Here is a 23,775-nt window from a genome sequence, read left to right as displayed (position 1 = left end):
AATGTACGTTTCTGGAGCACGCGGGGCGTCTGGCCTCCCCGCGGGCCGCGCGCAGTTCTGTCCACTATCCCCGCGTCGTACAGGACCCCCGGTCGCCGCGAGGGGGAGGGGGCCCCTATGCTGCGTGCCATGTCCAGTGCTGCGAAGCACCGCACCGTGCTCGTCGTGGAGGACGAGGACGACATCCGGGCCGCCATCGCGGAAATCCTCGAGGGCGAGGGCTACGACGTCACCGTGGCCTGCAACGGCCGCGAGGCGATGGAGGAGCTGACGGACGTGCGCTACGTGCCGAGCCTCATCCTGCTCGACCTGATGATGCCGGAGATGAACGGACACGAGTTCCTCGAGCGGCGCAAGGCCATCGCCAGGCTGCGCAACGTGCCGGTGATGGTGCTCACCGCGGTGACGACGGACATCCCCCCGGGGGCCAACAGCCTGTTGCGAAAGCCCTTCTCCGTGGAGGAGCTGCTGGACGCGGTGCGGAGCATGCTGCCCATCGCCGCGTGAGCCCGGCCGCGCTCACGGCTCACGCTCCAGCGACAAGAGCGTCAGCGTGCGCGAGCGGTCCTCCCACGCGTAGCCCAGCACCAGCCCGTGGCGTGAGAGCCGGTGGCGCCCCGCTCCGCCGCCCTCCGGCAACGGCCCCCTGACGGACGCGTCCCCCAGCCGCTCCAGCGCGCCCTGGAGCTCGCCGAAGGCCTCCGCGCTCATACGGCCCACCTCTCGCCACGCTTGGGGCGAGTAGTGGATCCGATGAGGTCCTTGCGGACGCTGGCGAAGCTGCGCGGGCATCGACCAGGGCCCTATGCCAATGCCGTGCCCACGCGATGTCGCCTGGGACTCGGAGCATGGGTGCGGGGGAGGTGGTTTGAGCCTGAAGGAGTTACCGAACAACGCCCTGGGAGACGGAAGAAACGACAGGTGGCGAGCGGGCGTGGGCTCGCGAGTCCAGGCGGGGGCGGGGCGAGCGCCAGGGCCGCCCTGGAGCGCCGTCCGCGTGCCCGAGGGGGAGGCGACATCCCGAGCCGTCGCCGTGCGCTGGCTGCCCGTGGATGGCGAACGTGCTCAGGTTGACACAAGGGGCGGACAGCGGCCCCGGACAAGGAGAAGCCAAATGGCGGCACGGAGGCGGTACACCCCCTGGTCTGCCACGAACGGGCTGCTGTTCGGAGTGGCCGCGGGCGTGGTGCTGGCGCTCGCGGAGGTGGTGATGGCCCTGGCCTCGGGTGACAGCCCATGGCGGCCGGTGCGCATGTCCGCGAGCGTGGTGTTGGGGCCACGGGCCTTCGGCGAGGACTACCCGCTGGGGACGTTGGTGATGCTGGGCGTGGGGATGCACCTGACGGTGTCCGCCATCGTCGGGCTGTTCTACTCGTTCCTGGACGCGATGCTGCCGCCGGATGGACGCGGGCGTTGGGAGTTCCAGGCCGCGGTGGGGATGCTGTTCGGCATCGGCGTGTGGCTGGTGGACTTCCAGTTCGTCGCGCGTGGCTACTACCCGTGGTTCCTCGACGTGCCGCAGTTCGCCCAAATCGTGTTGCACGCCGTCTTCCTGGGGCTGCCGTTGGCGATGCTCTTCACGGCGGCGGAGCGGCGTCGCGCGTTGATGGACATCGCGGAGAGCACACCGTCGTCGGCGCCGTGAGGCGGGTGCTCACCAGAGCGCGTGGCATGGGTGCCACCAGAGGCGCGGGCGGGTGCGACGCGAGGCGTCGCGCGTGTTTGAAAAAACGCTGAAGGTATGGTGAAAGTACCCGACCTTCAGGGTTATCCAGGGGCCTTCGGGGTGCCTGGAGCACGGCCCCTCCTTTCGTGGACGACTGACACAGGCATGGACACAGAACTGGCGAGCATGCTGGGCGCGGCGGCGAGGGCCGCCCGGGTGCGGATGGGACTGACGCAGGCGGATGTGGCGGAGCGCATCGGCATGGCGTCGGAGGTGTACGGGCGCCTGGAGCGGGGCCACATGCTCCCCAGCGTGCAGAACCTGCGGCGACTGTGCGTGGTGCTCAACGTGCCGCCGCACCAGCTGCTGGGGTTGGGAGATGACCTGGCGGCGCCGCCTCCCGCGAAGGACAAGTCGGGCGCGAAGGCCCGCGAGGACGACACGCCGGAGATGCGGCGGCTGATGCGCAACCTGCGCAAGCTGTCCCCGGTGCAGCTGAAGCTGATGAACCTGGTCGCCTCGGCGATGCAGCAGAAGAAGAAGTGACGCCTCGCGGCCCCGGTGCACGGGGCCGTGGGTGACGGCGCCCTCCTCGCGAGCCTCGTGGGTTCGCTGGAGGAGGGGCCGAGGGGGGCTGCCGACCTGGATCGCCGAGGAGGTCGTCACGGGCGCCGGTCGCGGATCCGCTCGGGGCGGGGCGACTGGAGGGAGGCGCCGGGGTGCGCGGCGCTCTCCAGGGTGGACTCCAGGGTGCAGCGCAGGGCGGCGAAGGTGCCCCCGAACAGGAACAACAGGCCGAGCCACGTGCCCGCCACCCAGAGCTTCCGCGCGCGGCTCCAGTGGGCCGGGTCCACCCGGCGCAGCCACGCGAGGGCAAGGGCCTCTTCTGTCGGAGTGATGCGCCTGGGGAGCGCGCGGGTCCCTCGGGGTGGGGTGGAGCGTGGGTGGGCGCGCCTCGCCTCGGAGGAGGGGCGCGGGTGCGAGTAGGCGCCCTCGGACGGCGTCCTCGCGCGACGACGCGCCGCCTCATGTGGATCCGCGGTGTGCCCGAAGGTCCCCTCGGAAGGGGGCCTCGCACGACGACGTGCCGCCCCATGGGGCTCCTCGCCGCGCTTGTGCGGGCGGGCGTTCTCCGAAGGGGGCCTCGTGTGGGGCTGCACCGCCTCGTGTGGATCCACGCTGTGCTCGTGCGGGTGTGCCACCGCGGAAGAGGTCTCCGCCTGGAGATGCGCACCCTCACGTGGATCCACGCTGTGCTCGTGCGGGTGTGCCACCGCGGAAGAGGTCTCCGCCTGGAGATGCGCACCCTCACGTGGATCCACGCTGTGCTCGTGCGTCTGGGCGTCCTCGGATCCGAGGCCCACACGGGAGCCTCCCGACGAGGTCGCATGTCGCAGGTGCCGTCGCGCCAGTCGCACGGGCCACGGACTCTCGGAGGCGTCGTCCGGTGACACCTTCCTCCGTGTCGCCTCGGAGGCCGAGGGCGACGGCGTCCGTGGGAACAGCGGCCGGTCCCACTCGGGCGTCGCCGAGCGCAGCGCCGCCTCCAGCGCCGCGTGCAGCGAGCCTCCCTCCTGGAAGCGCTCCTCGGGCTTCTTGCGCAGCAGCCGCTGGGTGATGGCGTCCAGCTCACTCGGGACGCGCGCGTTCAGCGAGGACGCGGGCGCGGGCATGCGCGTCTCGATGTGCTCGGAGAGGACCTCGCGCGGCAGTGTGAGAGAGAACGCCGGCGCGCCCGTGAGCATCTCGTGCAGCGAGACGCCTAGCGCATAGAGGTCATCCGTGGCGCGGAAGGCATAGCGCGCGGCGCGCTGGGCGTGGTGCTCGCGGTGGAAGCGCAGGGCCTCCGGGCTTCGGTACTGGGGCGTGCCCGGCGGCAGCGGGCCTTCGGTGAGGGGCTGCGACTCCGCGTGGTTGGCGCTGCCGAAGTCCACCAGCACGGGCGACTCGTCCGAGGCGCGCACGAGGATGTTGGAGGGCTTGAGGTCCCGGTGGAAGACGTGGCGCGAGTGCAGCTCCCCCAGCGTCCACGCGAGCTGGGAGAACAGCCGGGCCACCCGCCGCGCGGAGGGGGCCTCGCGCTTCACCCACGTGGCCAGGGTGGCGCCCTCCACGTAGTCGAGCACCACGTAGTGGTACCCCGTCCGCACATCCGGCCAGCGCCCGTGCGCCCAGACGCGCACGACATGCGGATGCACCGCGTGCAGCAGACACGCGAGCTCCCGGACGGCGCGCGCGTCCGTGCGGTCCAGGTCCTCGCTGCCCGGTCCTCGCAGCGCGAACTTGAGCGCGTGCAGGCGCCCGCCCTGCTCCACCTGGAACACCGCGCCGAAGGCGCCCTGGCCCAGCCGGGCACGGACGCGCCACGGGCCCACCTTCATCCCGGGACGCAGCGCGAGGGGATGGCCCGTCGTCATGGGGCGCCTCGGGGGCTGTGGGCCATGCGGGTGACGGGGGATGCAACGGGCCACGGAGCAAAGGGGGCAATCATCGACATGACCCGGGGGTAGGGTTGGAACACTGGGTGACGACCTCCTGGGTAACGAACCTAACAGGGAGGGACCACATTCAGTGATGGAACAGGTCGTGTCCTGTCACGCCGTGGATGAAACCCCCGGAAATCCCCGGGCTGTAACCCGCGGGCACGCCCCGGCGTAGCGAGGGTGTCCCCGCGCGGGCCGGCTCCGGTCCGCGCCTCTGCTCACGAGGCCCCACGTGCGTCCCTCCTCCCTGCCGTGCACCGTGCTCCTGACGCTGGTCGCCTGTGGACCCTCGTCCTCCGTCGACGAGGGCCTGGGGGAGGTGGGAGGCCTGGACACGTCCGAGGCGGGCATCACCGCCTTCGTGCGGGAGGGGCGCTATCGGGAGTGGCTCGCGGAGCCGGCGCCCCGTCGCTCGGTGCGCTCCCATGGCGACCGGGTGCGGGTGTTCTTCAACGACGTGCTGGCCCGCTCCATGGCGGAGGGCAACCGCGTCCACCCCGTGGGCAGCATCACCGTGAAGGAGCTGTTCGAATCGGACGGCCGCACGACGCGAGGCCACGCCCTCGACATCAAGGTGGCCGAGGGCACCGGCAAGGACACCTGGGTCTTCTACGAGGGCTTCGGCCCGAACTACGACGACAACTACTACGGCCGGGGCCACGACACGTGCCACGGCTGCCACGCGGACCAGGGGACGGACTACGTGGCCACGCCCCTGCCGCGCTGACGTCGCGCTACGGCTGGTTGCGGGTGACGAAGGGGAAGGTCTGGATGATGAAGTTCCCCGCGGAGTCCTCCATCCACACCTCCACGGTGTGAGGGCCGTCCAGCAGCTCGCGCGTGTCCAGCTCCGCCGTCCACACGCCATCACCCTGGTCCGTCCCCGCGCGGATGCCCGAGCCGTCCCGCGTGAAGGCCACGCTCCTCACGCCGCTCACGTCGTCCGTCACCCGGGCCTCCAGCACCACGATGCCGGAGACGGCCTCGTCCGGTCCGGGTGAGAGCAGCTGGGCGCGCGGGGGCGTGTCGTCGTAGCGCACCGTGCGGGTGAGGGTGGTGCTCAGGCCCGTCTCGCTCGTCGCGACCATCGTGAAGACGTTGTCCCCAGGCACCAGGGGCAGCCGGGCCACGAAGACGCCTCCGCCGCGCGGCACCTCGTACGAGCCCCCGCCGGGCGTCACCTCCACCCGCGTGGCGGACTCCGAGTACACGGCCAGCTCGTAGTCCATCATGTCCCCGGGCTGCGGCCCCACGAGCCACCCGTCCGGAAGGCCCGCCACGAGCCACGGCGCCTCGGCGTCCACCCAGAAGGTGAGCACGTGCTCCGTGACGTGGCCCGCCGCGTCCGTCGCGCGAATCAGCACCTCGTTGGCCCCGGGGGTGAGCGCCAGCTCGTGCGCCACCAGTCCTCCGCCCGCGGGCACCTCCGTGACGTGCACCCAGTTGGTCTCCACGCGCACGGGGGAGGCATCGTCCACCCACACGCGGACCTCCGTCAGCAGCGAGCCCACCATCGAGCCCTCCGCGGGGTACAGCACGGTGATGCCAGGCGCCACCGCGTCCACGCGCACCGTGGCCTGCTGGCTGGAGCGTCCGCCGAACGTGTCGGTGGCCACCAGCTGGATGACGTTGAGGCCGTCGCGCAGCGGGAGCTCCGTCCACACGAAGCCGCCGCTTTCCTCGGGCACCACCGGGTACTGCTCACCGTGGAGGATGAACGCGGCGGACTCGATGGTGGCCCCGGGCGCCAGCGCCGTCACGAAGCCGCACACGCCCAGGCTCGTCTCGCCCATGAAGTCGGGCAGTCCGCACAGCGTCACCGAGGGCAGCGGGTCCGGCGATGGCAGAATCTCCACCGCGCGCGTCCCGCTGCTGCCCAGGCGGTTCGCCTCGCGAGGCTGGAGCGTCACGCCCGAGTACACCGCGCGCACCTCCGAGGCGCCCAGCACCTCCCAGCCCCCTCGCGGCCGCCACACCACCGAGTACACCCCATCCCCATCCGCGTCGTGGTCCGTCCCCACGGTGACGCCGGCCACCTGGAATGTGACCTGTCCCTGTCCCGGGCCCCGCGCGCGCCAGCCATCGGCGCTCGTCACGCGGGCCGACAGCGGGTTGTCCCGGCCCACCGTGAGCTGCGCACCCGCGAGCACCGTGGTGGTGGTCTCCAGGCCCTCGGTGGGAGGCGGAGGATTCGTGTACGCGGTGACCCACGTCGCGCCCGAAACGCCCGGCCTGCTCATCGACGTGGCCGTCACCTGGACCTCCGAGGTGAGGGACGGGGCGAGCTCGACGGGCGTTCCCACCGAGAGCGTCACGGAGGTCCGCTCACCCGGGGCGAGCGTCACGGTGGTGCGGTCCAGCGTCGCCGTCCAGCCCGGCAGCCCGCCCGAGGCCTCGAGCGTGAACGTGTCTGCGCGAGCGCCCTCGTGGAGGACCCAGAGCGTGTACGTGACGCGCTGGGGATGGGGCAGGGCCTGGGCCACGGGTTTGCTCGCGGCGTCGTCCACGGTGACGCTGACGCCGTCACCCTTGTCGGGGAAGCAGGACAGCGCGAGCGTGGCGAAGGTGGTGGGGATGTCCGGGTGGCGCGAGGTGCCCACGCCCCAGCCTCCGTCCTCGGCCTGCCGTGCGATGAGCCACTCGAGCGCCCGCGCGACGCGAGGCTCCTGCTCCGGCGTGCGGCCCGCGAGGCACAGCGCGTACAGGGCGAAGCTGGTGGAGGTCTCGTCCGGGGCCTCCTGGTCGAGGCTGCCCCAGCCCGGCGCATCGTCGAGCGTGCGCGTGGCGAGCAGCCGCGTGGCCACGGACTCCAGCGCGGCCGTGTTCTCGCCCTGCTCACCGGGGCCCGCGGCCTTCAGGCCCACGGCCGTCCACGCCACCTGGTACGTGTAGCGCTGGGCGTCGTCGAAGGGCCCTTCCGACAGGTCGTTCAGGTGCTCGCGCAGGTACGCGGCGGCGCGGCGGAGCGCGTCCTGGTACCGGGCGGCGCGAGCGGGGTCGGCGTGCACGCGGGCCTGGGCGAGCGCCGTCATCAACCGCGCGGTGACGCCCATGTTGGAGGCGCCCACGGGCCGGAGCGGATAGTCCTCCACCCAGCGCCCGCTCAGCTCCTGCGTGCTCACGGCCCAGTCCGCCGCGCGCGCGAGCGCCTCCGAGTGCCGGGTGCCCACCTTCGCGTCGTAGCCCGCGAGCCCGAAGGCCGCGTAGCTGGTGTACGCGTTGCGGTAGTGCACGCCCTCCAGCGACCACGAGCCGCTCGCGTCCTGGCCCACGAGCAGGTCCCTGGCCATCCGCTCCATGTTCTCGCGGTTGGTGCGCCCGTTGGTCGTGACGGTGTCCAGGTCGAAGCCGTTGGCGCCGGCCTGGGTGAGGCCGAAGAGCGTGGCGCCGTGGCGGTGGCATGAGGTGCAGCCCTGGTCCTTCGTCCACGTGACGGCGTCCGCGCTGACGAAGTCGAGCGCGCGCTGGGCCGCCGCCACGCGCTCGTTCGCGCGAGAGGCCGTGGCCGACAGCAGCGTGACGAGCACGAGCCCCCAGAGCGAGGACGAGACGGAACGAAGCGAGCGCGCGCGGATGGACATCGGACGTGTTCCCATGGAGCCGGGCCCGCGCGCGGTGCACGCCCAGAGACTCGGCGCCCGGGACGAATCATGACCGGCACGCGCTCAATCACAAACAAAGGAGCCCGCACTTTCGCGCCTGCCCGCAGGGCAGGTGTAGAAGGTGTCATCAGACCCAGCACCGGGTCATGAGGAGGGTGTCCGCGAGAGCGGCATACTGGGTGAGCACGGGAGATTTGCTCGGGAATCCGCGAGTCGATTCCTCCTGTCCATGGAATCCCGAATGACAGTCATTGTGTAACGCGCCCGAGCCCCGCCTCGGTGGGCGAGCGAGGCGCCGGGCCCTGTGGCTCTCGCGGCTCGCGAGACGGGGCTCTCACAATGTCAGACTCCAGGGTGTGTCCGGACGCGTGAGGTCCGTGTGCACTGCTCGCGGTGATGGATGCGTCGTGTCATCGCGGTTGGCTGCTGACCGGGCGCGCTGAAACATGCGAGGAAGACAGCCTGTCTCGCGCCTCATCTCGTGGCCCATCCCGGTGCTCGTCGCTCTCGCGCGTGGGGACAGGAAGGACGACCCTCGAATGTCTCAAGCGCTGCTCGAAGCCATCTCCCAGGACGATGTCGCCGCCGTGAAGACGCAGGTCGCGACGGTGGATTGGAGTGTCCGCGACGGGTTCGGTCGGGCCCCGCTCGGCATGGCGGCCTCGCGCGCGGGCACGAAGGCGCGGGACATCCTGACGGTGCTGCTGGACGCGGGCGCGGACGTGAACGCGGCGCAGGGCGCGGGCAGTGACGAGGAGGAGGGGTGGACGGCGCTGCACCAGGCGTGTGTGCGCGGCACGTCGCCGGAGGCGCTGGGCGCGGTGGAGGTGCTGCTCGCGCGGGGGGCGAAGGCGGACGGGGTGAGCGCCAAGGCGTCGGTGACGCCGCTGGAGCTGGCGCTGCGCACGCACCACCTGGGCATCGCGGAGGCGCTGCTGAAGGCAGGGGCCAACCCGGACGCGGTGGGCCCGTCCGGCATGGCGCCGCTGCACCTGCTGGTGCAGCTGTACCGCGAGCGCGAGGGGGACCGGTACAAGAAGGGCGAGCGCGAGCACATGGCGGGGGCGGCGGTGAAGCTGCTGCTCGCGCACGGCGCGAAGCCGGGCACGAAGGACCAGAAGGGTGAGACGGCGCTGGCGAAGGCGCTCCTGCACCGGCTGCCCGAGGAGTTCGTCCTGGCGCTCGTCGCCGCGGGCGCGCCGCTGGACGAGTGGGTGGACCTGGGCACGCCGCCGGAGCAGGTGCTCGTCACGCCCGCGTCCATGGCGGTGGGGTTGGGGCAGCCGCCCTCGGTCATCAAGGCGATGCTGGAGACGGGGCTCGACACCACGAAGCCCGTGGCGCCGGACCAGCAGAACCTGCTGCACTACGCGGCGATGAAGCGCTTCGCGGCGCTGGCGCTGGTGCTCGAGCACCGGCCCACGCAGGACGTCGACGCGCGCGACGCGTCCGGCGCGACGCCCCTGTTCCTCGCGTCGTGGATGGGGCTCGTGAGCAGCGTGCAGGCGCTGCTGGCGCGCAAGGCCAACCCGGACATCCCGGACCTGGATGGGAACACGCCCCTGCACACGGCGGCGCGCAACGGGCTGCAGGACGTGGTGGAGGTGCTGCTCGCCGCGGGCGCGAACAAGTCGCTGCGCAACCTGGAGGGAGAGACGGCGGCGGACCGCGCCCGGCAGAAGGGCCACGCGACGCTGGCCGCGCTGCTGGGCTGAGCGGTCCGGCGTGGGGCCACGGGCGTGACGGCTCGGGGTGGCCTGGCGGACCCCGCGTCGCGCCGCGGGCCTGAGACGGCCGCGCGGCCGGGCCCACCCGGAGCAACGGGGTGGCCTCCTGCGAAGAGGCCACCCCGGGCCTACGGGTGCATCAGTTGTCGACGAAGAAGTTGAAGCGCTGGACCGTGGAGTTGCCCACGCCGTCGCTCATCCACACGTCGACGGTGTGCGAGCCGTCCAGCAGCTCGGTGGTGTCGAGCGTCGCCGTCCAGTCACCGTTCGCCTGCTGCGTGCCCGGGCGGATGCCGGACATGTCGCGGCTGAAGCCCACGTTGGTGATGGGGCCGAAGTTGTCGGTGACGCGCGCGCGCAGGGTGATGGTGCCGCCCACCGTGGCGCCCGAGGCGGGCGACAGCAGCGTGGCGGTGGGGGCCTGCACGTCGTAGTTCACCCGACGCGTGGTGGTGGTGGACACGCCCGTCTCGCTCAGCGTGACGATGGAGAGGTTGTTGACGCCCGGGCTGAGCGTCAGCGTGCTCTGCACCGCGCCGCCGCCGCGGGCCACGGAGAGCGCCGCGCCGCCGTTGATGCGCACCGTCGTGGCGGACAGTGACTGCACGTTGACCGTGTACGTCAGCTGGTGGTTGGGCTGCGCGCCGAAGAGCTGGTTGTCACCGGGGTTGGTGGAGACGACGGGCGTGCCCGGGTCCACCCAGATGAACACCAGCTTCTCCGTCACGTTGAAGGCGCTGTCCGTGGCGCGCACCAGGATGACCTGGTCGCCGTAGTTCATGGGCACCGTGTGCTCCACCGTGCCGTTGCCGAACTCCAGGATGGACGACGCCACCCACTGCGTCTCCACGCGCACCGGCGTCTGGTCCTGCACCGACGACGTCACCGTCACGTTGAGCTGGCCCAGCGCCGCGCCGTTCACCGGCGACTGCACCGTCAGGATGGGCGGCACGCGGTCCACCGTGAGGTTGACCTGCTTCGTCGTCACCCCGCCGAAGCTGTCGCGTGCGGTGAGCTGGATGATGTTCGGGCCTTCCTGCAGGGTGATGGTCGTGTAGATGAGGCCGCCGTTGCCCGGCGTGAGCGGGATGACGGTGGCGCCGTTGATGATGAAGGCCGCGTACGTGACGACCGCGCCCGGGGCGCGCGGCGTGGCGTAGCCCCAGATGTCCAGGGTCGTCTCGCGGGTGAAGGCGGGCGGGTTGCCGATGGTGACCGACGGCGTCAGGTGCGGGAACGGGTCGATGATGACGGTGCGCGCGTCGGTGCTGCCCAGCAGGTTGGACAGCGGCGCCTGACGCTCGATGCCCGAGTACACCGCGCGGAAGTCCTGCGCGCCCGTCACCGTCCACGCGTCGGAAGGCGGCACCCAGTCGAAGGTGAACAGGCCGTCCGCGTTGACGTCCGCGTCCGCGCCCACCGGGACGCCGGCCACGTAGAACGTGACGACGCCGTGGGTGGGGCCCACGACGGGGTTGTTGTTGGCGTCACGCACGCGCGCCGACAGCACGTTGCCCGTGCCGATGGTGATGTGCGCGTTGACCGCGGGCGCCTGGATGGTGGTCGTGGTGGCCAGGCCCGTGACGGGCGGCAGGGGCGGCGTGTACGCGTTGACGCGCGCGGAGCCGGACACCCCCGGGGCGCCGCCGGACGTGGCGGTGAGCGTGAACTCGGACGTGAGCGCGGGCAGCAGGTTCGCCGGCGCGTTGACGGTGACGGTGACGGTGCCTTCGCCGCCCGCGGGCAGGAAGAGGCTGACGGGGTTGGGGAAGGAGGCCCAGCCGGGGAGCCCGCCCGACGTGCTCAGCGTGTACGTGTCCGCCTGGTAGCCGTGGTTCTTCACGTTGAAGGTGAACGTCGTCTGCTGGCCCTGCTGCGAGCCGATGACCAGCTCCTTGCGCGCCTCGCCCACCACCGTGACGTGCACGCTGAAGTCGCCGTAGCAGGACAGGCCCAGCGCCGCGAACGTCGTGGGGATGTCGAACGTGGCCGAGCCCGTGCGCCAGCTGCCGTCCGCGGACTGGCGCGTCTTGAGCCACTCGATGCTGCTGCGCACGCGCGGGTCCGTGGCGGGCTCGCGGCCGGCCAGGCACAGGGCGTAGATGGCGCTGCCGGTGGACATGTCGTTGGCGGCCGTGTTGGGCAGGTCACCCCAGCCCGGGTTGCCGGGCGAGGCGCGGGTGAGCAGCCGGTTGGCCAGCGTGTCGATGGCGGTGGTGTTCACGTTGGAGGGGCCAGGGCCCGCGGCCTTCAGGCCCACCACGGCCCAGGCCACCTGGAAGGTGTACGGCATGCCGTTGCCCGTGGCGGACTGGTCCGCGTTGTCCAGGTTGGCGCGCAGGTAGGCGGCGGCGCGGTCCAGGGCGGTCTGGTACTGCGCGGCCCGGGCCGGGTCCACGCGCTGCCTGGCCTGGGCGATGCCCACCATGATGCGCGCGGTGGTGGGCACGCTGCCGTGGTCCACCGGGAAGTTGGCGTGGTCCGACGGCCACCGGCCGCTGGCCTCCTGCGTGAGCAGCGCCCAGTTGGCCGCCGCCACCAGCCCCGCGCTGTACTGCGTGGACACGTACTGGTCGTACCCGGCCAGGCCGAACGTGGAGTAGGACGTCTTCTCGTTGCGGAACGACGTGCCCTCGTGAATCCACGAGCCGTTCGCCAGCTGCTCCGTCTTGATGCGCTGGCCGAGGAACTCCAGGTTGTACTGGTTGGTCCGCCCGTTCGAGACGACGACGCTCATGTCGTAGCCGTTGGCCCGCGCCGCGGCCAGGCCGAACGTCGATGCGCCCACGCGGTGGCATGCCGCGCAGCCGTTGGCCGACACCCACGTGGCCACATCCGAGCTGAGGAAGTTGATGGCCCGTTGGGTGGCCTGGGCGTTGGTCTGCGTCTGCGCGGAGGCAGGCGTGGACAGGAAGGCGAGCAGCAGCGTCACGAGGCCGACGAGGGCCGACGGACGCGCGACACGCCGCGACGAGGCGGGGTGGAACATGGGTCTCCGGACAGGCGAAGGGCCGGTGCCAGGCATTGGCACTGGGCGCGTCACCTCCGGGGCGCCTGGACGCAATCCGGCCTCTCCGGGCGGATGACTAAAGGTCATCTGCCCAGGTCAGCTCCTCCAGGATGTCGTTTGGCCCCCCCACAGGCAGCGCGTATTCGTGAAATACTCCACAGTGGTTGAAATTGTCCAGTCACCGAAAATCGGACAGTTTCAGTGATAACGGGGTTTTAAGTGACACCCACCGTTCGTGGGAGGGCGGCGTGCCCGGAGTGGTCTGAAAGGACCCGCAAGTGGGACTTCCGTGACGCCCCCGTCACGGGGCCGCGAGCACAGGGCGCGCTCGAGCGGAGACAGCGGCCTCGCGCGAGAGGGTCTGCTCGCGCGAGGGGGGGACCGGAAGTGCCGGACCTCAGCCGCCGACGATGTCGAGCGTCTGGCCGACGCCCTGGGCCCGGGCGACGTCGTAGAGCGCGCGGGCGAGGGCCACGTCCTGCAGCGCGAGGCCGGTGGAGTCGAAGATGCTGAGCTCCTCCCCGGAGCGGCCGGGCTTCTTGCCGGCGACGACCTCGCCGAGGGTGCCGGCAATCTGCTCGGCGCGCAGGAGGCCGTCGTGCAGGGGGACGTTGACCTCGCCGGAGTGCAGGGCCTGCTCGGTGTCGTCGATGAAGACGCGGCCCTCGGTGAGGATGCGCGGGTCCAGCTCCTGCTTGCCGGGGGCGTCCGCGCCCATCGCGTTGATGTGGGCGCCGGGCTTGAGCCACTCGCGCTTCACCACCGGGGTGCGCGAGGGCGTGGAGGTGCAGACGATGTCCGCGCCGGAGGCCTCCTGGAGGCTGACCACGCGGCCGCCCTTCTCGGCCTGGAGCGCCTTCGCGGCGGCGTCGGAGGCATCGGCGAGCAGCAGCTCCAGCTCCCCGAACAGGGCGCGGTGCGCGTCGATGAGGACGCGGGCCTGCACGCCGCAGCCGACGAGCCCGAGCGTGCGGGGCTGGGGCTTGGCCAGGTACTTGGACGCGACGCCGCCGGCGCAGCCGGTGCGCCACGCGGTGAGCCACGTGCCGTCGAGGATGGCGAGCGGGGACGCGGTGTCCGGGTCGCTGAGGATGTAGAGGGCGCGCACGGTGGGCAGGCCGTGCTTCTTGGGGTTCTGGGGATGGGCGTTGACCCACTTCACGCCGGCCGCGCCGTCGAGGAACGCGGGCATGGCGCGGAAGTCGCCGTCGTACTGCGGCAGGGAGAGGTACACCTTGGGCGGCATGAGCGACTCGCCACGGCCGTGGGCCCGGAAGGCCTTCTCGACGGCCTGGAGGCCGAGCTCGACGGTGTAGAGACCGCGCAGCTCTTTCGCGCTGAGGATGAGGGTGGACATGGCGGCGCTATATACCGGAGGTGTCGGTACGCCGCCCTGTGGGTGATGCTCCAGGGCCCGGTGAAGGGAGCTCCCGTCGTGGACTTGTGCACTTCTCCGCTGTTCGAGCGACTCGCCTCCGCCCGCCACGTGCTCATCGCCGGGGGCGGTGGAGGCTTCGACGTGTTCAGCGGGCTGCCGCTGTACTTCCGCCTGCGCGCGCAGGGGAAGACGGTGTCGCTGGCGAACATGAGCTTCACGCGGCTGGAGGCCGTCCAGGGGGAGTGGACGGCGCCAGGGGTGGTCCGCGTGGACGCCACCACGGCGGGGCCGGAGCACTACTTCCCGGAGGGGTGGCTGGCGCGCTGGTTCGCGCGTCAGGGGGAGGAGGTGTCCATCCACTGCCTGGACCGGGGCGGCGTGGCGCCGGTGCGGGAGGCGTACGCGTCCTTGCACGCGCGGCTCGGGTTCGACGCGGTGGTGCTGGTGGATGGGGGCACGGACATCCTGATGCGCGGGGATGAGGTCGGACTGGGCACGCCGGTGGAGGACATCTCCAGCCTGGGCGCGGTGCAGGCGCTGCCGGAGATGACGAAGCTGGTGGTGTGTCTGGGCTTCGGCGTGGACCGGCACCACGGGGTCTGCCACGCGCACTTCCTGGAGTCGGTGGCCGCGCTCAGCAAGGACGGGGGCTACCTGGGCGTCACCGCGCTGCTGGAGTCGATGCCGGAGGTGGCGCGGTACAAGGACGCGGTGTCGTTCGTGTGTGAGCGGATGCCGAGGGCCCCGAGCATCGTCTCGCTCTCCGTGGTGTCCGCGCTGGAGGGGGAGTACGGCGACGTGCACCGCACGGTGCGGACGCAGGGCAGCACGCTGTGGATCAACCCGCTGATGAGCATGTACTGGGCGTTCGACTTGTCGGCGGTGGCGCGCAGGTGCCTGTACCTGGAGGCGCTCGCGGACACGCGGACGCCGTGGGAGATGAGCGAGGTCATCGAGAAGTTCCGCGAGGAGCGTCCCATCCGGCCGTGGATGGACATCCCGGTGTGACGCGCGAGGCGTGCGCGCATTTCGGTAGGCTCGCGGGGAGGGCCTCGGGCCCGAGGAGCGCGCGAGCGTGAGCGAGCAGGACGAAGCGCAGCTGCGGCAGGCGGTCGCCGAGGGACTCCTCGCTCGCGACGAGGTGGAGGTGCTGCGCGCCGAGGCCGCGCGGCTGGGACAGCGCCCACTGGAGCTGCTCCGGGCGCGAGGCCGGCTCTCCGAGGACACGTATGCGTCGCTGGTGCGGATGTGCGAGCCGGTGGAGTCGCGGGAGGGCGCGCTCGCGGCGCCGGGCGGGCGGGCCACGTCCGGGCTCGGGCGCGCCGGAGCGGACGGTGTGCCCTCGGCGATGAACGGGCGCGAGGCGGCGGTGACCCCAGGGGCCTCCCCGGTTGCGTCCGTGACTCCCGCGCTCGAGCGTCGCGAGCCGTTGACGCCAGGGGCTCCCGTGGCGGGCGCTGTCGCTGTCGCGGCGGAGGTCGTCCACGTACGCCCTGGAGGCGCGCCGGCCGCTGACGACACGCTCAGCCTCCCAGGCGGGAGCCCGCCGGGTGCCTCGGACAGGCTCGGCGCGGAGGTGCCATCCGGGCGGGTGCCCGCCGACGCCGGCGTCGACGTGCCCGCGTTCCCGGTGCCGGGCTGGGAGCGCTACTCCCCCGTGCGCTTCCTCGGCCAGGGCGGCATGGGCCGCGTGTTCCTCGCGTGGGACGCGCGGCTGCATCGTCACGTGGCGCTGAAGTTCGTGCGCGGGGACGAGCCGGAGCTCGCGCGTCGGTTCGTCGCGGAGGCCCGTGCGCAGGCGCGCGTCTCCCATCCCCGGGTCTGCGAGGTGTACGAGGTCGGCGAGGTCCAGGGGCGCGTCTACATCGCGATGCGCTACGTGGACGGGCTGCCGCTCCAGTCGCTGGTGGAGTCGCTCGGCGTCGAGCAGAAGGCCCGCGTCCTGCGCGACGCCGCCGAGGGGGTGCACGCCGCGCATCGCGCCGGGCTCATCCATCGCGACCTCAAGCCCTCCAACCTCCTGGTCGAGCGCTCCGCCGACGGCGAGCTGTCCGTGTACGTCATGGACTTCGGGCTCGCGCGCGACTGGAAGGAGAGCGCCACCGCGACGGGCACCGTGCTCGGCACGCCGCACTTCATGTCGCCCGAGCAGGCCCGAGGGGAGGTCACCCGGCTGGACCGCCGCGCGGACGTGTACGGCCTGGGCGCCACGCTCTACGCGCTGTTGACGGGGCGCGCGCCCATCCCGGGTGAGAACGGGCTGGAGGTGCTCGGCAACATCGCCACCGTGGAGCCGCGTCCTCCGCGGGCCCTGGACGCGGACATCCCCGTGGACCTGGAGGCCATCACCCTCAAGTGCCTGGAGAAGGACCGCTCCGCGCGGTACGGCTCGGCGCGTGAGCTGGCGGAGGACCTGTCCCGCTTCCTCGATGGCGCGCCCGTGCTCGCGCGCACCGGTCCGGGCTACCGCGCGCGCAAGTGGCTGCGCAGGCACCGTCGCTCCGTGGCATTGGGGACGGGGGCGCTCGTCGTGGTGTCGCTCGCGCTGGGGCAGGGGGTGCTCGCCCGTCGCGAGGTCTCCCAGCGAGAGGCCCTGGCCCGCCGGTTCACGGAGCAGGTGGAGCGCATCGAGGCCCAGGTCCGTTACACGGGCATCGCTCCCGCGCACGACACGCGCGCGGACCGCGAGGCCCTGCGCCAGCGCATGCGTGAGCTGGAGGCCGCGATGCGCGAGGCGGGGCCCATGGCGGATGGCCCCGGACACTATGCGCTGGGGCGCGCACACCTCGCGCTCGGGGACGACCTGCTCGCGCACCATCACCTGGATGCGGCGTGGCGGGCGGGCAACACCGAGCCGCGCGTGGCGTACTCGCTGGCCCTGGTCCTGAGCCACCTGTACCAGCGCGCGCGACTGGACGCCGAGCGGACCCGGGACGAGACGACCCGCGCGAAGCGGCTCCACGACGCCACCCGTCGGTTCGGTGAGACGGCGCGTGACTTCCTGCGCCGGAGCGAAGGGGCCCAGGTCCCCTCTCCGGAGTACGTGGCCGCGCTGCTCGCGTTCCTGGAGAACCGCCTCGACGAGGCGCTGGCGAAGCTGGAGGCGCCGGGCTCGCGACCGCCCTGGTTCCACGAGGCCCCGTTGCTGCGCGGGGACATCCTGGTGACGCGGGCCGCGAGTCGCTGGAACACGGGACAGCGGGACGGCGCGCTCGCGGACCTGGAGGAGGCACGGCGCGCCTATGCGCACGCGGCGGACATCGGTCGCAGCGTGCCCGCCGTGGCGCTCGCGCGGGCGCGCCTGGAGGGCTGGGCGCTGTTGCTCGCGCTGTATGGCCAGGGCGAGGTGGCGCCTCACTACGAGCGGGGCATGGCGGCGGTGTCCCAGGCGCTGTTGCTCGCGCCGGACGACGCGGAGGCCCATGAGCTGGAGGCGGGCTTTCACCGGCGCCTCGCCGAGCATCACGCCCGGCGGGGCGGTGAGGTGGAGCCGCTGCTGGACAAGGCCCTGACCTCGGCGCGTCGGGCGATGGCGCTGTCGCCGCTGCGACTCCAGGGCTTGCATGAGCTGGCCCTGGTGCACTGGCAGCGGGCCCGGCTGCGGCAGGAGAAAGGGCTGGACCCTCGGGACTCCCTGCGCGAGGCCGTCGCCGCCTTCGACCGCGCGAGCCCCGAGACGTGGGACTACGACTTCCACGCCGACCACGGGCAGGTGTTCCGCGTGTGGGCGGACCACGAGGACGGCGTGGGGGGCGACTCGCTGCCCTATCGGCAGCGGGCCATCGACTCGCACGAGCGCGCGGTCGCGTTGGACGCGAAGCGGCCCGAGGCGTGGATCAACCTGGGGACCGAGTACCTCGCGCGCGCCACGAATCCCCGGGCGCCGAGCCCCGTGGAGGACCTGGACAGGGCCGCCTCCGCCCTGGAGCGCGCGCGGACCCTCAACCCCGCGCACGTGGTGCCCTGGTTCTACGAGGGCGAGGTGCACCTGGCGCGGGCCACGAGGCAGCGCGACTCGGGCGCGGACGTGAGGCCGACGTTGCTGCGGGCCCGTGAGGCGTATCTGCGCGGCGTGGCCATCAACCCGAGGCTGCCTCCGCTGCACAACGGCCTGGGCACGGTGGGGTTCGAGCAGGCCAAGGACACGTGGGAGCGCGGGGGCGACCCGGAGCCGTCGCTGCGCGAGGCCCTGAAGTCGTTCGAGCAGGCCATCGCGCTGGCGCCGGCCCAGGGCTACGGACAGAACAACGTGGGCGAGGTCCACGCGTGGCGCGCGCGGATGCGAGTGCTGGAGGGGCGCTCTCCCGAGGCCGAGGTGAAGGCGGCGCGCGTCGCGCTGAAGGACGCGCTGGAGAAGGTGCCGGACCTGGCCCCGCCGTGGATGAACCTGGGCACGGCGCTCCTGGCGGAGGCCGAGTGGAGGCGCGCGCGGCGACAGCCGGTGGAGCCGGTGCTGACGGAGGCCGTCCAGGCCCTGCGTCGCGCGCTGACGCTGAATCCGAAGCAGGCCCAGGCGTGGCGGGAGCTGGGCGAGGCGCTGGCCCTCGAGGCGCTCGCGAAGGGAGACGCGGAGTCGCTCACGCAGGTCGAGCATGCGTTCGAACAGGCCCTCGCGTTGGAGCCCACCCAGCCCGAGCACCGCCTGGCCTTCGCGCGCTTCTGTCTGTCATGGGGACAGCGGCCCGGTGCGAGTGACGCCAGGCGGCTGGAGCGTGGGCGGGTGCTCACGCAGGAGGTCCTCGCGGCGAGGCCCACGTGGCCACGAGCGCGGGCCTTGCGCGCCGGGTTGCTCCTGGCCTCGACGGAGACGGGGAGCACCCATTCCGAGGCGCACGAGCTGTTGTCCCGCGCGCTCGGCGACAATCCGCACCTCACGCGCGCGTGGAGTCCGCTGCTCTCCGTGGCGGAGTCGCGGTGAGGGGGCGCTTCAGTCGGATTCCCCGGTGGGCTCGGGTACCTTGGTGACGACATCGAGGTTGCCGCGGATGGTCTGGTCATCCGTGACGCAGTCGGAGTCCTTGCAGCCCTGCGCGCAGTGGTCGTCCTTGTCGTCACAGATGCTCAGGCAGTACTCGCCCGAGGGCAGGTTGGGGTCGGACCATGAGCCCTTGCTCCGCAGCTTCGTCAGGGCGACGACGCCCCCATCCGCGGTCGAGCGCACGTCGCGCAGGTCGATGCACAGGTCCTTGTCCAGGTCGGAGGTGATTTCGAGTCCCTGGCCGGAGCACAGCGTCCAGCCCTTCGCGCCGGGCTTCGGGTCGAACCGCTTCCCCACGCTCCCGGTCTCCACGGCGATGTCCAGACAGCCCGAGTCTCCCGCCAGGCACGGGTCCACCGCGCAGCCTCCATCGGTCTGCTGCAAGCGGGGCAGGTCGTCCTCCTGTACTTGCCGTGGGTTCGACTCCGGCGCGCCGACTGTCTCACGCGTCCGTGACGCGCACGCCGCCCAGCCCGCAACGAGCAACACTCCCAGGACCCAGCTTCCGTTCCTCACGTTCCCTCCCATCGACACATGTCGCGATGCGCGTGGAGACAGCATGCCTCGTGCCACGCGTGCCGAGAGGGAACATGTCACTCACCGCGAGGCGTCAGGCCCAGATCCTTCGAGCGCGCTGGCCTGGCGCCTCGCGAAAGAGATTGGGCGCTCGTGCCACAGCGCCGTCTGCATCCGCCAGGAGTGAACCACTCACCGCGAGGCGTCAGGCTCAGCTCCTGCGAGCTCGCCGGCCTGGCGCCTTGCGAGCTTGAACTCTCGTGTCCTGCAACCTCCGAGCGTGTGTCACTCCCCGCGCGGCGTCAGGCCCAGCTCCTTCATGCGCCGGCCCAGCGCCTTGCGAGACACCTCCAGCGCTCGGGCCATCGCGTCCAGGTCACCGCCGTGTGCCTCGTAGGCCTGGGCAATCTCGTCCGAGCGAAGGTCGCCCGCGGTGCGCAGGTTCGGGCTCTTGTCGATGAGGTCGTAGAGCGACGGCCGGGGAATGCCCAGCGCCTCGGCGGTGGCCTTCAGGTCCCACGCATGCTCGCGCAGCGCGGCCAGCAGCTCCTGCTCCGTCACCTGTGAAGCCTTGCGACGCGGTGTCGCCGGAGTCCGAGCCTCCGCGGCGGGCTCGGGCGAAGACACCGAGGCCCCAGGGGTCGAGGCCGCGGCCACCTCCAGCTCATGCTCCAGTCGAGGCTCGGCCTGGAGCGTCGGCTCTCCGCGACTGCCGATGACGAGCTGCCGCGCGAGGTTGCGGAGCTGACGGATGTTTCCCGGCCACGGGAAGCGCACCAGCCGCGTCGCCAGCGGCGCGGGCAGCCACGGCGCCGCGTACGCGTCCTCGTTGTCCAGCCGATGCGCCTCGCCCAGCGATGCCAGCTCCTCACGGGCGAAGTGGAAGAACAGCCGGCCCAAATCTTCGCGCCGCTCGCGCAGCGGAGGCACATGCACCTCGTAGCCCGCGAGCCGGTGCAGCAGCGGCGCCTTGAAGCGACCATCGCGGATGCGCTCGTCCAGGTCCGCATCCGTGGCGGCGAGCAGTCGCACGTCCACGGCCACCGGCGTGGTGCCGCCGACGGGATACAGCTCGCCCGTCTCCAGCACGCGCAGCAGCATCACCTGGACCTCGGGCGGCGCCTCGCCCACCTCGTCGAGGAAGAGGGTGCCCCCATGCGCCGCGCGGAAGAAGCCCTCGCGGCTCTGCGCTGCGCCCGTGTACGCGCCCTTCTGCGTACCGAACAGCTCCGCCGCGGCCAGCTCCTTCGGGATGGCGCCCAGGTTGACGCTGAGGAAGCGGCTGTCGCGTCGTCGGCTGCGCTGATGGATGGCCTGGGCCACGCGCTCCTTGCCCGTCCCCGTCTCGCCGCGGATGAGCACGGGCACATCCAGGTCCGCCACGCGCTCGATGTGTCGACGCAGCCGGCGCACTCCGGTGCTCTCGCCCACCATGCCGAGCGTGTCCACCGTGGCCGAGTCCTCCGCCGCGTCCATGAGGTGCAGCAGCACCACCACGCGCCCGCCCAGCTCGAGCGGCACACCCTGGAGGAGCTCCGCCTCCGACAGCTCCCAGGTGCCCTCCAGCGCCGAGCCGGCGATGACCACGCGCTCGCCACCGGCCGTGCACGTCAGCCGCACGCTCCCCGGCTTCGAGCCCGGGGCGAACGTCAACGGCTTGCGACTGATGAACGGGTCGTTCAGCGGCTGTCCCAGCGCGGACCCGGGACGCGTGAAGTCCGGCGCGTTGCGAGACAGCGCCACCTCGCGTCCCGCCACGAGCGCATCCAGTCGGAGCCGCTCTCCGACGCGCGCGGGCACGGGATGGGAGACGAGCGTCAGCGCGGGCACGAGGCGAGGCCCCTGCGGACCTCCACCGCGTTGGGGCATGGCGGCGGTGGACACATCGGCGAGCGTCGGAGACATGGTGGCCGGGGCCTCATGCTAGCCGAGTCGGGAGCATGAGGCCCTCGGGCCCGCCCGCACGCCTCAGCCCGCGCTGACGAACCAGGACGCGGAGATGTTCCAGCCGCTCAGCGAGCCGCTCTCGTTCGCGACCAGCCCCGGGCTCGTCGGCCAGCTGAAGCTGTTGGGGCCCACCGAGGGGATGTCCCAGTTGAGCGTGAAGGTGGCGTTGTTCACCGCGGACGCCTGGTACACCACATAGCCGGTGGAGGGGTTGCTGAAGTCACCGGGGCTGATGAAGCGGCCGGACTGTCCGGACGGGATGACGCTCGGGGGCGGCTGCGTCCACTGCTGGTTCGTGATGGACTTCACCAGCACCAGGTCGCCCGAGGTCTGGTTGACGATGGTGGCGGTGAGGCTCTCGGTGGACTCGGGGCCGGGCTTCGTCTGGGTCGGCTTCTCGACGCTCACTTCGGGCATGGCGCACTCCAATGGGAAGGGATGGGCCAGGGGCCTCGTGTGCCCCCGGTGCCTGCCCTCACTGCAGCGCGTGTGCCGCGCGCCCCGAGCCCGGTCCTCCGAGGGAGAGCCCCGTCGACACGGCCTCCGACAGCCGGGTCGACACGGCTTCCGACACGTCGGAGCGCGAGCCCGACATGTCGACACGGGCGCGTGGGGCCTCAGCGCTTCGCGCGCGAGTCCAGCCAGGACACCAGCACGTCGGCGTGACAGGGGCCGGGCTTGCACCAGCAGCCCAGGCGCTTGCCGCGCAGGGCGAGCACGTCCTCGCGCCAGGCGGCGTCATGGCGGGAGCGCAGCTCCAGGTACCAGCGGAAGGACTCGAAGGCATCCACGTTGGGCCCCATGCGGCGGAGGGCCTCCTCGTGGATGCGCTGTGGCTCCGCGCCCGGCAGCCCGGCGACCCAGGGGGCGAAGTACTTCTTCCACAGGGCGCCCGGGGTGCCGACGCCACCGGGCTTGAAGGGGTTGCCGAAGCGACCGGGCACGGGGTTGGTGGGGCCAGGCTTCGCCCACGCGCGGAAGGCCCGGCCCACGTACACGTCGCAGCCGTCGTGGACATGGACCGCCTGGGTGCGCGCCCCGGTCATCGGCGGGTCCCCCGACTACTTCTTGCGCTTCTTGCCGGCGGACTGGGCAGCGGCGGCGGCCTCGGCGGCGGCCTGCTCGACGGCGGCCTTCAGGTCATCGCGCTCCTTGGTGACGCTGGCCACCTCGCCCTCCAGCTCCGTCACCTTGGTCTTCAGCGCCTCGTTCTCCGAGCGCAGCTCCTCCGTGGTCTTCTTCAGCACGTTCGTCTCGGCGCGCGCGCGGTTCAGCTCACGCGAGCCACCGCATCCGACGAGGGGAACCACCGCCAGCATCGCCACGGCCATCCAAGCCTTCATCTGAGTCTGCTCCTGTGGGGCCCCGGAAGGGGGAGGTCCGGGGCCCGGGTCATCCGGCACGGAAAGAGGGACGCACCGCGCCCGGGTCCTGCCGGCCGGTATCGGACCGGCGAGACTAGACAGTAAGGCCCACGAGAGGAAGCCACTGGAGGGTCGGGTGCGCCCACTCCCTCGGACGGGCGGGGATTCTCAAGCGGTGGAAGTCGGGACCTGGGCGGTGGAGTCCGGGACTTCGTGAATCCACACGGGCTCGAGGCCCCAGGTGAAGAGGGCGCGGTGTCGGGAGCGCACGGTGAAGCCCGGGGCCTCGATGGGGCGCGTCATCGTGAGGACGCGGGTGCCGGGGCGGCAGGTGCGCAGGCGGGCGACGAGTCGGGTGCGCGTCTGGGGGGACAGGGCCGTCCAGTTGACGAGGACATGGGTGGCCTCGCCCAGGTCGGCCAGGGCCGCGTCGCCCTGGCGCAGCACGGCGCCGGCCCGGGACAGGGGGCCGGAGGCGAGGGTGACGTGCTCCTCGAGCAGTTCGATGCCCGTGGCCCGGGCGCCCAGCCAGCGCGCGGCGAGCAGGGCCCGGCCGCGTCCGGCGCCCAGGTCCACCAGGTGGCCGTGGGCGGTGAGCCCGGCCCGCTGGAAGAGCGACAGGGCGGTGTGCACGGGCGTCTCGCCGTACATCAGCTCGTCGAAGCCCTGGCCGCTGGACTGGAGGAGGCGGACCACCTCGAAGGAGCGACGCGGCCGGTAGGGCGACACGAGCAGCTCGCGCAGCCACAGGGACAGCGCGGGGCCGAGCAGTCGTGGGCGCCACACGAGGACGGCCAGGTCCGCCGCCCGGTTCACCGCGTCCAGCCACAGGCTCCAGAGGCGCACGAGCAGGAGCCGGGGGAAGGACAGCCGGGGGGATGTCGTCGGGGTGGAGGCGTCCTCGGCCATGGCGCGTGAGGCGGAGGTTAGCCGAATCCGCGCGAGGGGCCGTGGGCGTCTGCGCGTCGAAGGCTCAGGGCGCGGGAGCCGGCGGCAGGTGCTCCGCACCGGGTTTAGAAATCGTTAGAGAAAGGGCTTTTGCCCAGGAAATCGTTAGGGCTTTGTAGAAATCGTTAGAAACGGCGCCTCGGCTTCAAAAATCGT

At 72.1% G+C, this 23,775-nt stretch carries 18 protein-coding genes; 7 read left to right on the top strand and 11 right to left on the bottom strand.

Features of this window, described 5'->3' with window-relative positions; genetic code table 11:
• Positions 1 to 117 precede the first annotated feature (117 nt).
• A complete protein-coding gene (locus OWM54_RS21005; RefSeq protein ID WP_223750920.1) occupies positions 118 to 507 on the top strand; it encodes a response regulator in 390 nt (129 codons plus the stop codon).
• Positions 508 to 519: 12 nt separating this feature from the next.
• Here OWM54_RS21005 and OWM54_RS21000 read toward each other — a convergent pair whose 3' ends face one another.
• A complete protein-coding gene (locus tag OWM54_RS21000; protein WP_141325115.1) occupies positions 520 to 711 on the bottom strand; it encodes a hypothetical protein in 192 nt (63 codons plus the stop codon).
• Positions 712 to 1,114: 403 nt separating this feature from the next.
• Between OWM54_RS21000 and OWM54_RS20995 the strand changes: the two genes are divergently transcribed.
• Together OWM54_RS20995 and OWM54_RS20990 are read left to right on the top strand one after the other, a co-directional pair.
• Positions 1,115 to 1,645: a hypothetical protein gene (locus OWM54_RS20995; protein WP_223750921.1), complete on the top strand. Its 531-nt coding sequence runs from the start codon at positions 1,115 to 1,117 to the stop codon at positions 1,643 to 1,645.
• A 186-nt stretch (positions 1,646 to 1,831) separates the two neighbouring features.
• Positions 1,832 to 2,212, top strand: coding sequence for a helix-turn-helix domain-containing protein (locus OWM54_RS20990; protein ID WP_046717224.1), 381 nt, complete (start codon positions 1,832 to 1,834; stop codon positions 2,210 to 2,212).
• A 116-nt stretch (positions 2,213 to 2,328) separates the two neighbouring features.
• On the opposite strand, the gene OWM54_RS20985 is transcribed toward OWM54_RS20990, so the two are convergent.
• Positions 2,329 to 4,083, bottom strand: coding sequence for a serine/threonine protein kinase (locus OWM54_RS20985; protein ID WP_267698621.1), 1,755 nt, complete (start codon positions 4,081 to 4,083; stop codon positions 2,329 to 2,331).
• 298 nt (positions 4,084 to 4,381) lie between these two features.
• Here OWM54_RS20985 and OWM54_RS20980 point away from each other — a divergent pair, with 298 nt between their 5' ends.
• Positions 4,382 to 4,876 carry a hypothetical protein gene (locus OWM54_RS20980; RefSeq protein WP_267698620.1) on the top strand — a complete coding sequence of 165 codons (495 nt, stop codon included), beginning with the start codon at positions 4,382 to 4,384 and terminating at the stop codon, positions 4,874 to 4,876.
• A 7-nt stretch (positions 4,877 to 4,883) separates the two neighbouring features.
• On the opposite strand, the gene OWM54_RS20975 is transcribed toward OWM54_RS20980, so the two are convergent.
• Positions 4,884 to 7,730 (bottom strand): Ig-like domain-containing protein, encoded by a 2,847-nt coding sequence (locus tag OWM54_RS20975; RefSeq protein WP_267698619.1) that lies wholly within the window; start codon positions 7,728 to 7,730, stop codon positions 4,884 to 4,886.
• Between the two features lie 560 nt (positions 7,731 to 8,290).
• Here OWM54_RS20975 and OWM54_RS20970 point away from each other — a divergent pair.
• On the top strand, positions 8,291 to 9,466 hold the full coding sequence (locus OWM54_RS20970) for an ankyrin repeat domain-containing protein (protein WP_267698618.1): 1,176 nt from the start codon (positions 8,291 to 8,293) through the stop codon (positions 9,464 to 9,466).
• A 151-nt stretch (positions 9,467 to 9,617) separates the two neighbouring features.
• Here the strand turns inward: OWM54_RS20970 and OWM54_RS20965 are convergent, their stop codons facing one another.
• Both OWM54_RS20965 and OWM54_RS20960 read right to left on the bottom strand, forming a co-directional pair.
• Positions 9,618 to 12,467 carry an Ig-like domain-containing protein gene (locus tag OWM54_RS20965; protein ID WP_267698617.1) on the bottom strand — a complete coding sequence of 950 codons (2,850 nt, stop codon included), beginning with the start codon at positions 12,465 to 12,467 and terminating at the stop codon, positions 9,618 to 9,620.
• Positions 12,468 to 12,885: 418 nt separating this feature from the next.
• Positions 12,886 to 13,845 (bottom strand): ornithine cyclodeaminase family protein, encoded by a 960-nt coding sequence (locus OWM54_RS20960; protein WP_267698616.1) that lies wholly within the window; start codon positions 13,843 to 13,845, stop codon positions 12,886 to 12,888.
• A gap of 78 nt (positions 13,846 to 13,923) precedes the next feature.
• On the opposite strand from OWM54_RS20960, the gene OWM54_RS20955 reads away from it, so the two are divergent.
• Together OWM54_RS20955 and OWM54_RS20950 are read left to right on the top strand one after the other, a co-directional pair.
• A complete protein-coding gene (locus OWM54_RS20955) occupies positions 13,924 to 14,874 on the top strand; it encodes a DUF1152 domain-containing protein (RefSeq protein WP_267698615.1) in 951 nt (316 codons plus the stop codon).
• A 67-nt stretch (positions 14,875 to 14,941) separates the two neighbouring features.
• On the top strand, positions 14,942 to 18,784 hold the full coding sequence (locus tag OWM54_RS20950) for a protein kinase domain-containing protein (protein WP_267698614.1): 3,843 nt from the start codon (positions 14,942 to 14,944) through the stop codon (positions 18,782 to 18,784).
• 9 nt (positions 18,785 to 18,793) lie between these two features.
• Here OWM54_RS20950 and OWM54_RS20945 read toward each other — a convergent pair whose 3' ends face one another.
• From OWM54_RS20945 to OWM54_RS20920, 6 genes are all read right to left on the bottom strand, one after another.
• Positions 18,794 to 19,228, bottom strand: coding sequence for a hypothetical protein (locus OWM54_RS20945; protein ID WP_267698613.1), 435 nt, complete (start codon positions 19,226 to 19,228; stop codon positions 18,794 to 18,796).
• A 417-nt stretch (positions 19,229 to 19,645) separates the two neighbouring features.
• The gene (locus OWM54_RS20940; protein WP_267698612.1) at positions 19,646 to 21,265 is read right to left on the bottom strand and encodes a sigma 54-interacting transcriptional regulator; all 1,620 of its coding nucleotides are present in this window, start codon (positions 21,263 to 21,265) and stop codon (positions 19,646 to 19,648) included.
• Positions 21,266 to 21,328: 63 nt separating this feature from the next.
• Entirely contained in the window at positions 21,329 to 21,724 is a 396-nt protein-coding gene (locus OWM54_RS20935; protein ID WP_267698611.1) for a hypothetical protein, read from the bottom strand.
• 200 nt (positions 21,725 to 21,924) lie between these two features.
• Positions 21,925 to 22,353, bottom strand: a complete 429-nt coding sequence (locus OWM54_RS20930) for a DUF4326 domain-containing protein (RefSeq protein WP_223750933.1) — start codon at positions 22,351 to 22,353, stop codon at positions 21,925 to 21,927.
• Positions 22,354 to 22,368: 15 nt separating this feature from the next.
• Entirely contained in the window at positions 22,369 to 22,650 is a 282-nt protein-coding gene (locus tag OWM54_RS20925; protein WP_141325103.1) for a hypothetical protein, read from the bottom strand.
• Between the two features lie 189 nt (positions 22,651 to 22,839).
• Entirely contained in the window at positions 22,840 to 23,580 is a 741-nt protein-coding gene (locus OWM54_RS20920; protein WP_223784186.1) for an SAM-dependent methyltransferase, read from the bottom strand.
• Positions 23,581 to 23,775 lie beyond the last annotated feature (195 nt).

The sequence above is a fragment of the Myxococcus sp. MISCRS1 genome, from assembly GCF_026626605.1.
In the GTDB taxonomy this organism is placed as follows: domain Bacteria; phylum Myxococcota; class Myxococcia; order Myxococcales; family Myxococcaceae; genus Myxococcus; species Myxococcus fulvus.
Note: the sequence above shows the minus strand (reverse complement) of the source record. Positions and strands in the feature narration are given on the sequence as shown.

What these genes read in the sequence shown, in the direction of transcription:
- OWM54_RS21005 (WP_223750920.1), top strand. Translation starts at nt 118, where the DNA reads ATGCTGCGTGCCATGTCCAGTGCTGCGAAGCACCGCACCGTGCTCGTC.
- OWM54_RS21000 (WP_141325115.1), bottom strand. Translation starts at nt 711, where the DNA reads ATGAGCGCGGAGGCCTTCGGCGAGCTCCAGGGCGCGCTGGAGCGGCTG.
- OWM54_RS20995 (WP_223750921.1), top strand. Translation starts at nt 1,115, where the DNA reads ATGGCGGCACGGAGGCGGTACACCCCCTGGTCTGCCACGAACGGGCTG.
- OWM54_RS20990 (WP_046717224.1), top strand. Translation starts at nt 1,832, where the DNA reads ATGGACACAGAACTGGCGAGCATGCTGGGCGCGGCGGCGAGGGCCGCC.
- OWM54_RS20985 (WP_267698621.1), bottom strand. Translation starts at nt 4,083, where the DNA reads ATGACGACGGGCCATCCCCTCGCGCTGCGTCCCGGGATGAAGGTGGGC.
- OWM54_RS20975 (WP_267698619.1), bottom strand. Translation starts at nt 7,730, where the DNA reads ATGTCCATCCGCGCGCGCTCGCTTCGTTCCGTCTCGTCCTCGCTCTGG.
- OWM54_RS20970 (WP_267698618.1), top strand. Translation starts at nt 8,291, where the DNA reads ATGTCTCAAGCGCTGCTCGAAGCCATCTCCCAGGACGATGTCGCCGCC.
- OWM54_RS20965 (WP_267698617.1), bottom strand. Translation starts at nt 12,467, where the DNA reads ATGTTCCACCCCGCCTCGTCGCGGCGTGTCGCGCGTCCGTCGGCCCTC.
- OWM54_RS20960 (WP_267698616.1), bottom strand. Translation starts at nt 13,845, where the DNA reads ATGTCCACCCTCATCCTCAGCGCGAAAGAGCTGCGCGGTCTCTACACC.
- OWM54_RS20940 (WP_267698612.1), bottom strand. Translation starts at nt 21,265, where the DNA reads ATGTCTCCGACGCTCGCCGATGTGTCCACCGCCGCCATGCCCCAACGC.
- OWM54_RS20935 (WP_267698611.1), bottom strand. Translation starts at nt 21,724, where the DNA reads ATGCCCGAAGTGAGCGTCGAGAAGCCGACCCAGACGAAGCCCGGCCCC.
- OWM54_RS20930 (WP_223750933.1), bottom strand. Translation starts at nt 22,353, where the DNA reads ATGACCGGGGCGCGCACCCAGGCGGTCCATGTCCACGACGGCTGCGAC.
- OWM54_RS20925 (WP_141325103.1), bottom strand. Translation starts at nt 22,650, where the DNA reads ATGAAGGCTTGGATGGCCGTGGCGATGCTGGCGGTGGTTCCCCTCGTC.
- OWM54_RS20920 (WP_223784186.1), bottom strand. Translation starts at nt 23,580, where the DNA reads ATGGCCGAGGACGCCTCCACCCCGACGACATCCCCCCGGCTGTCCTTC.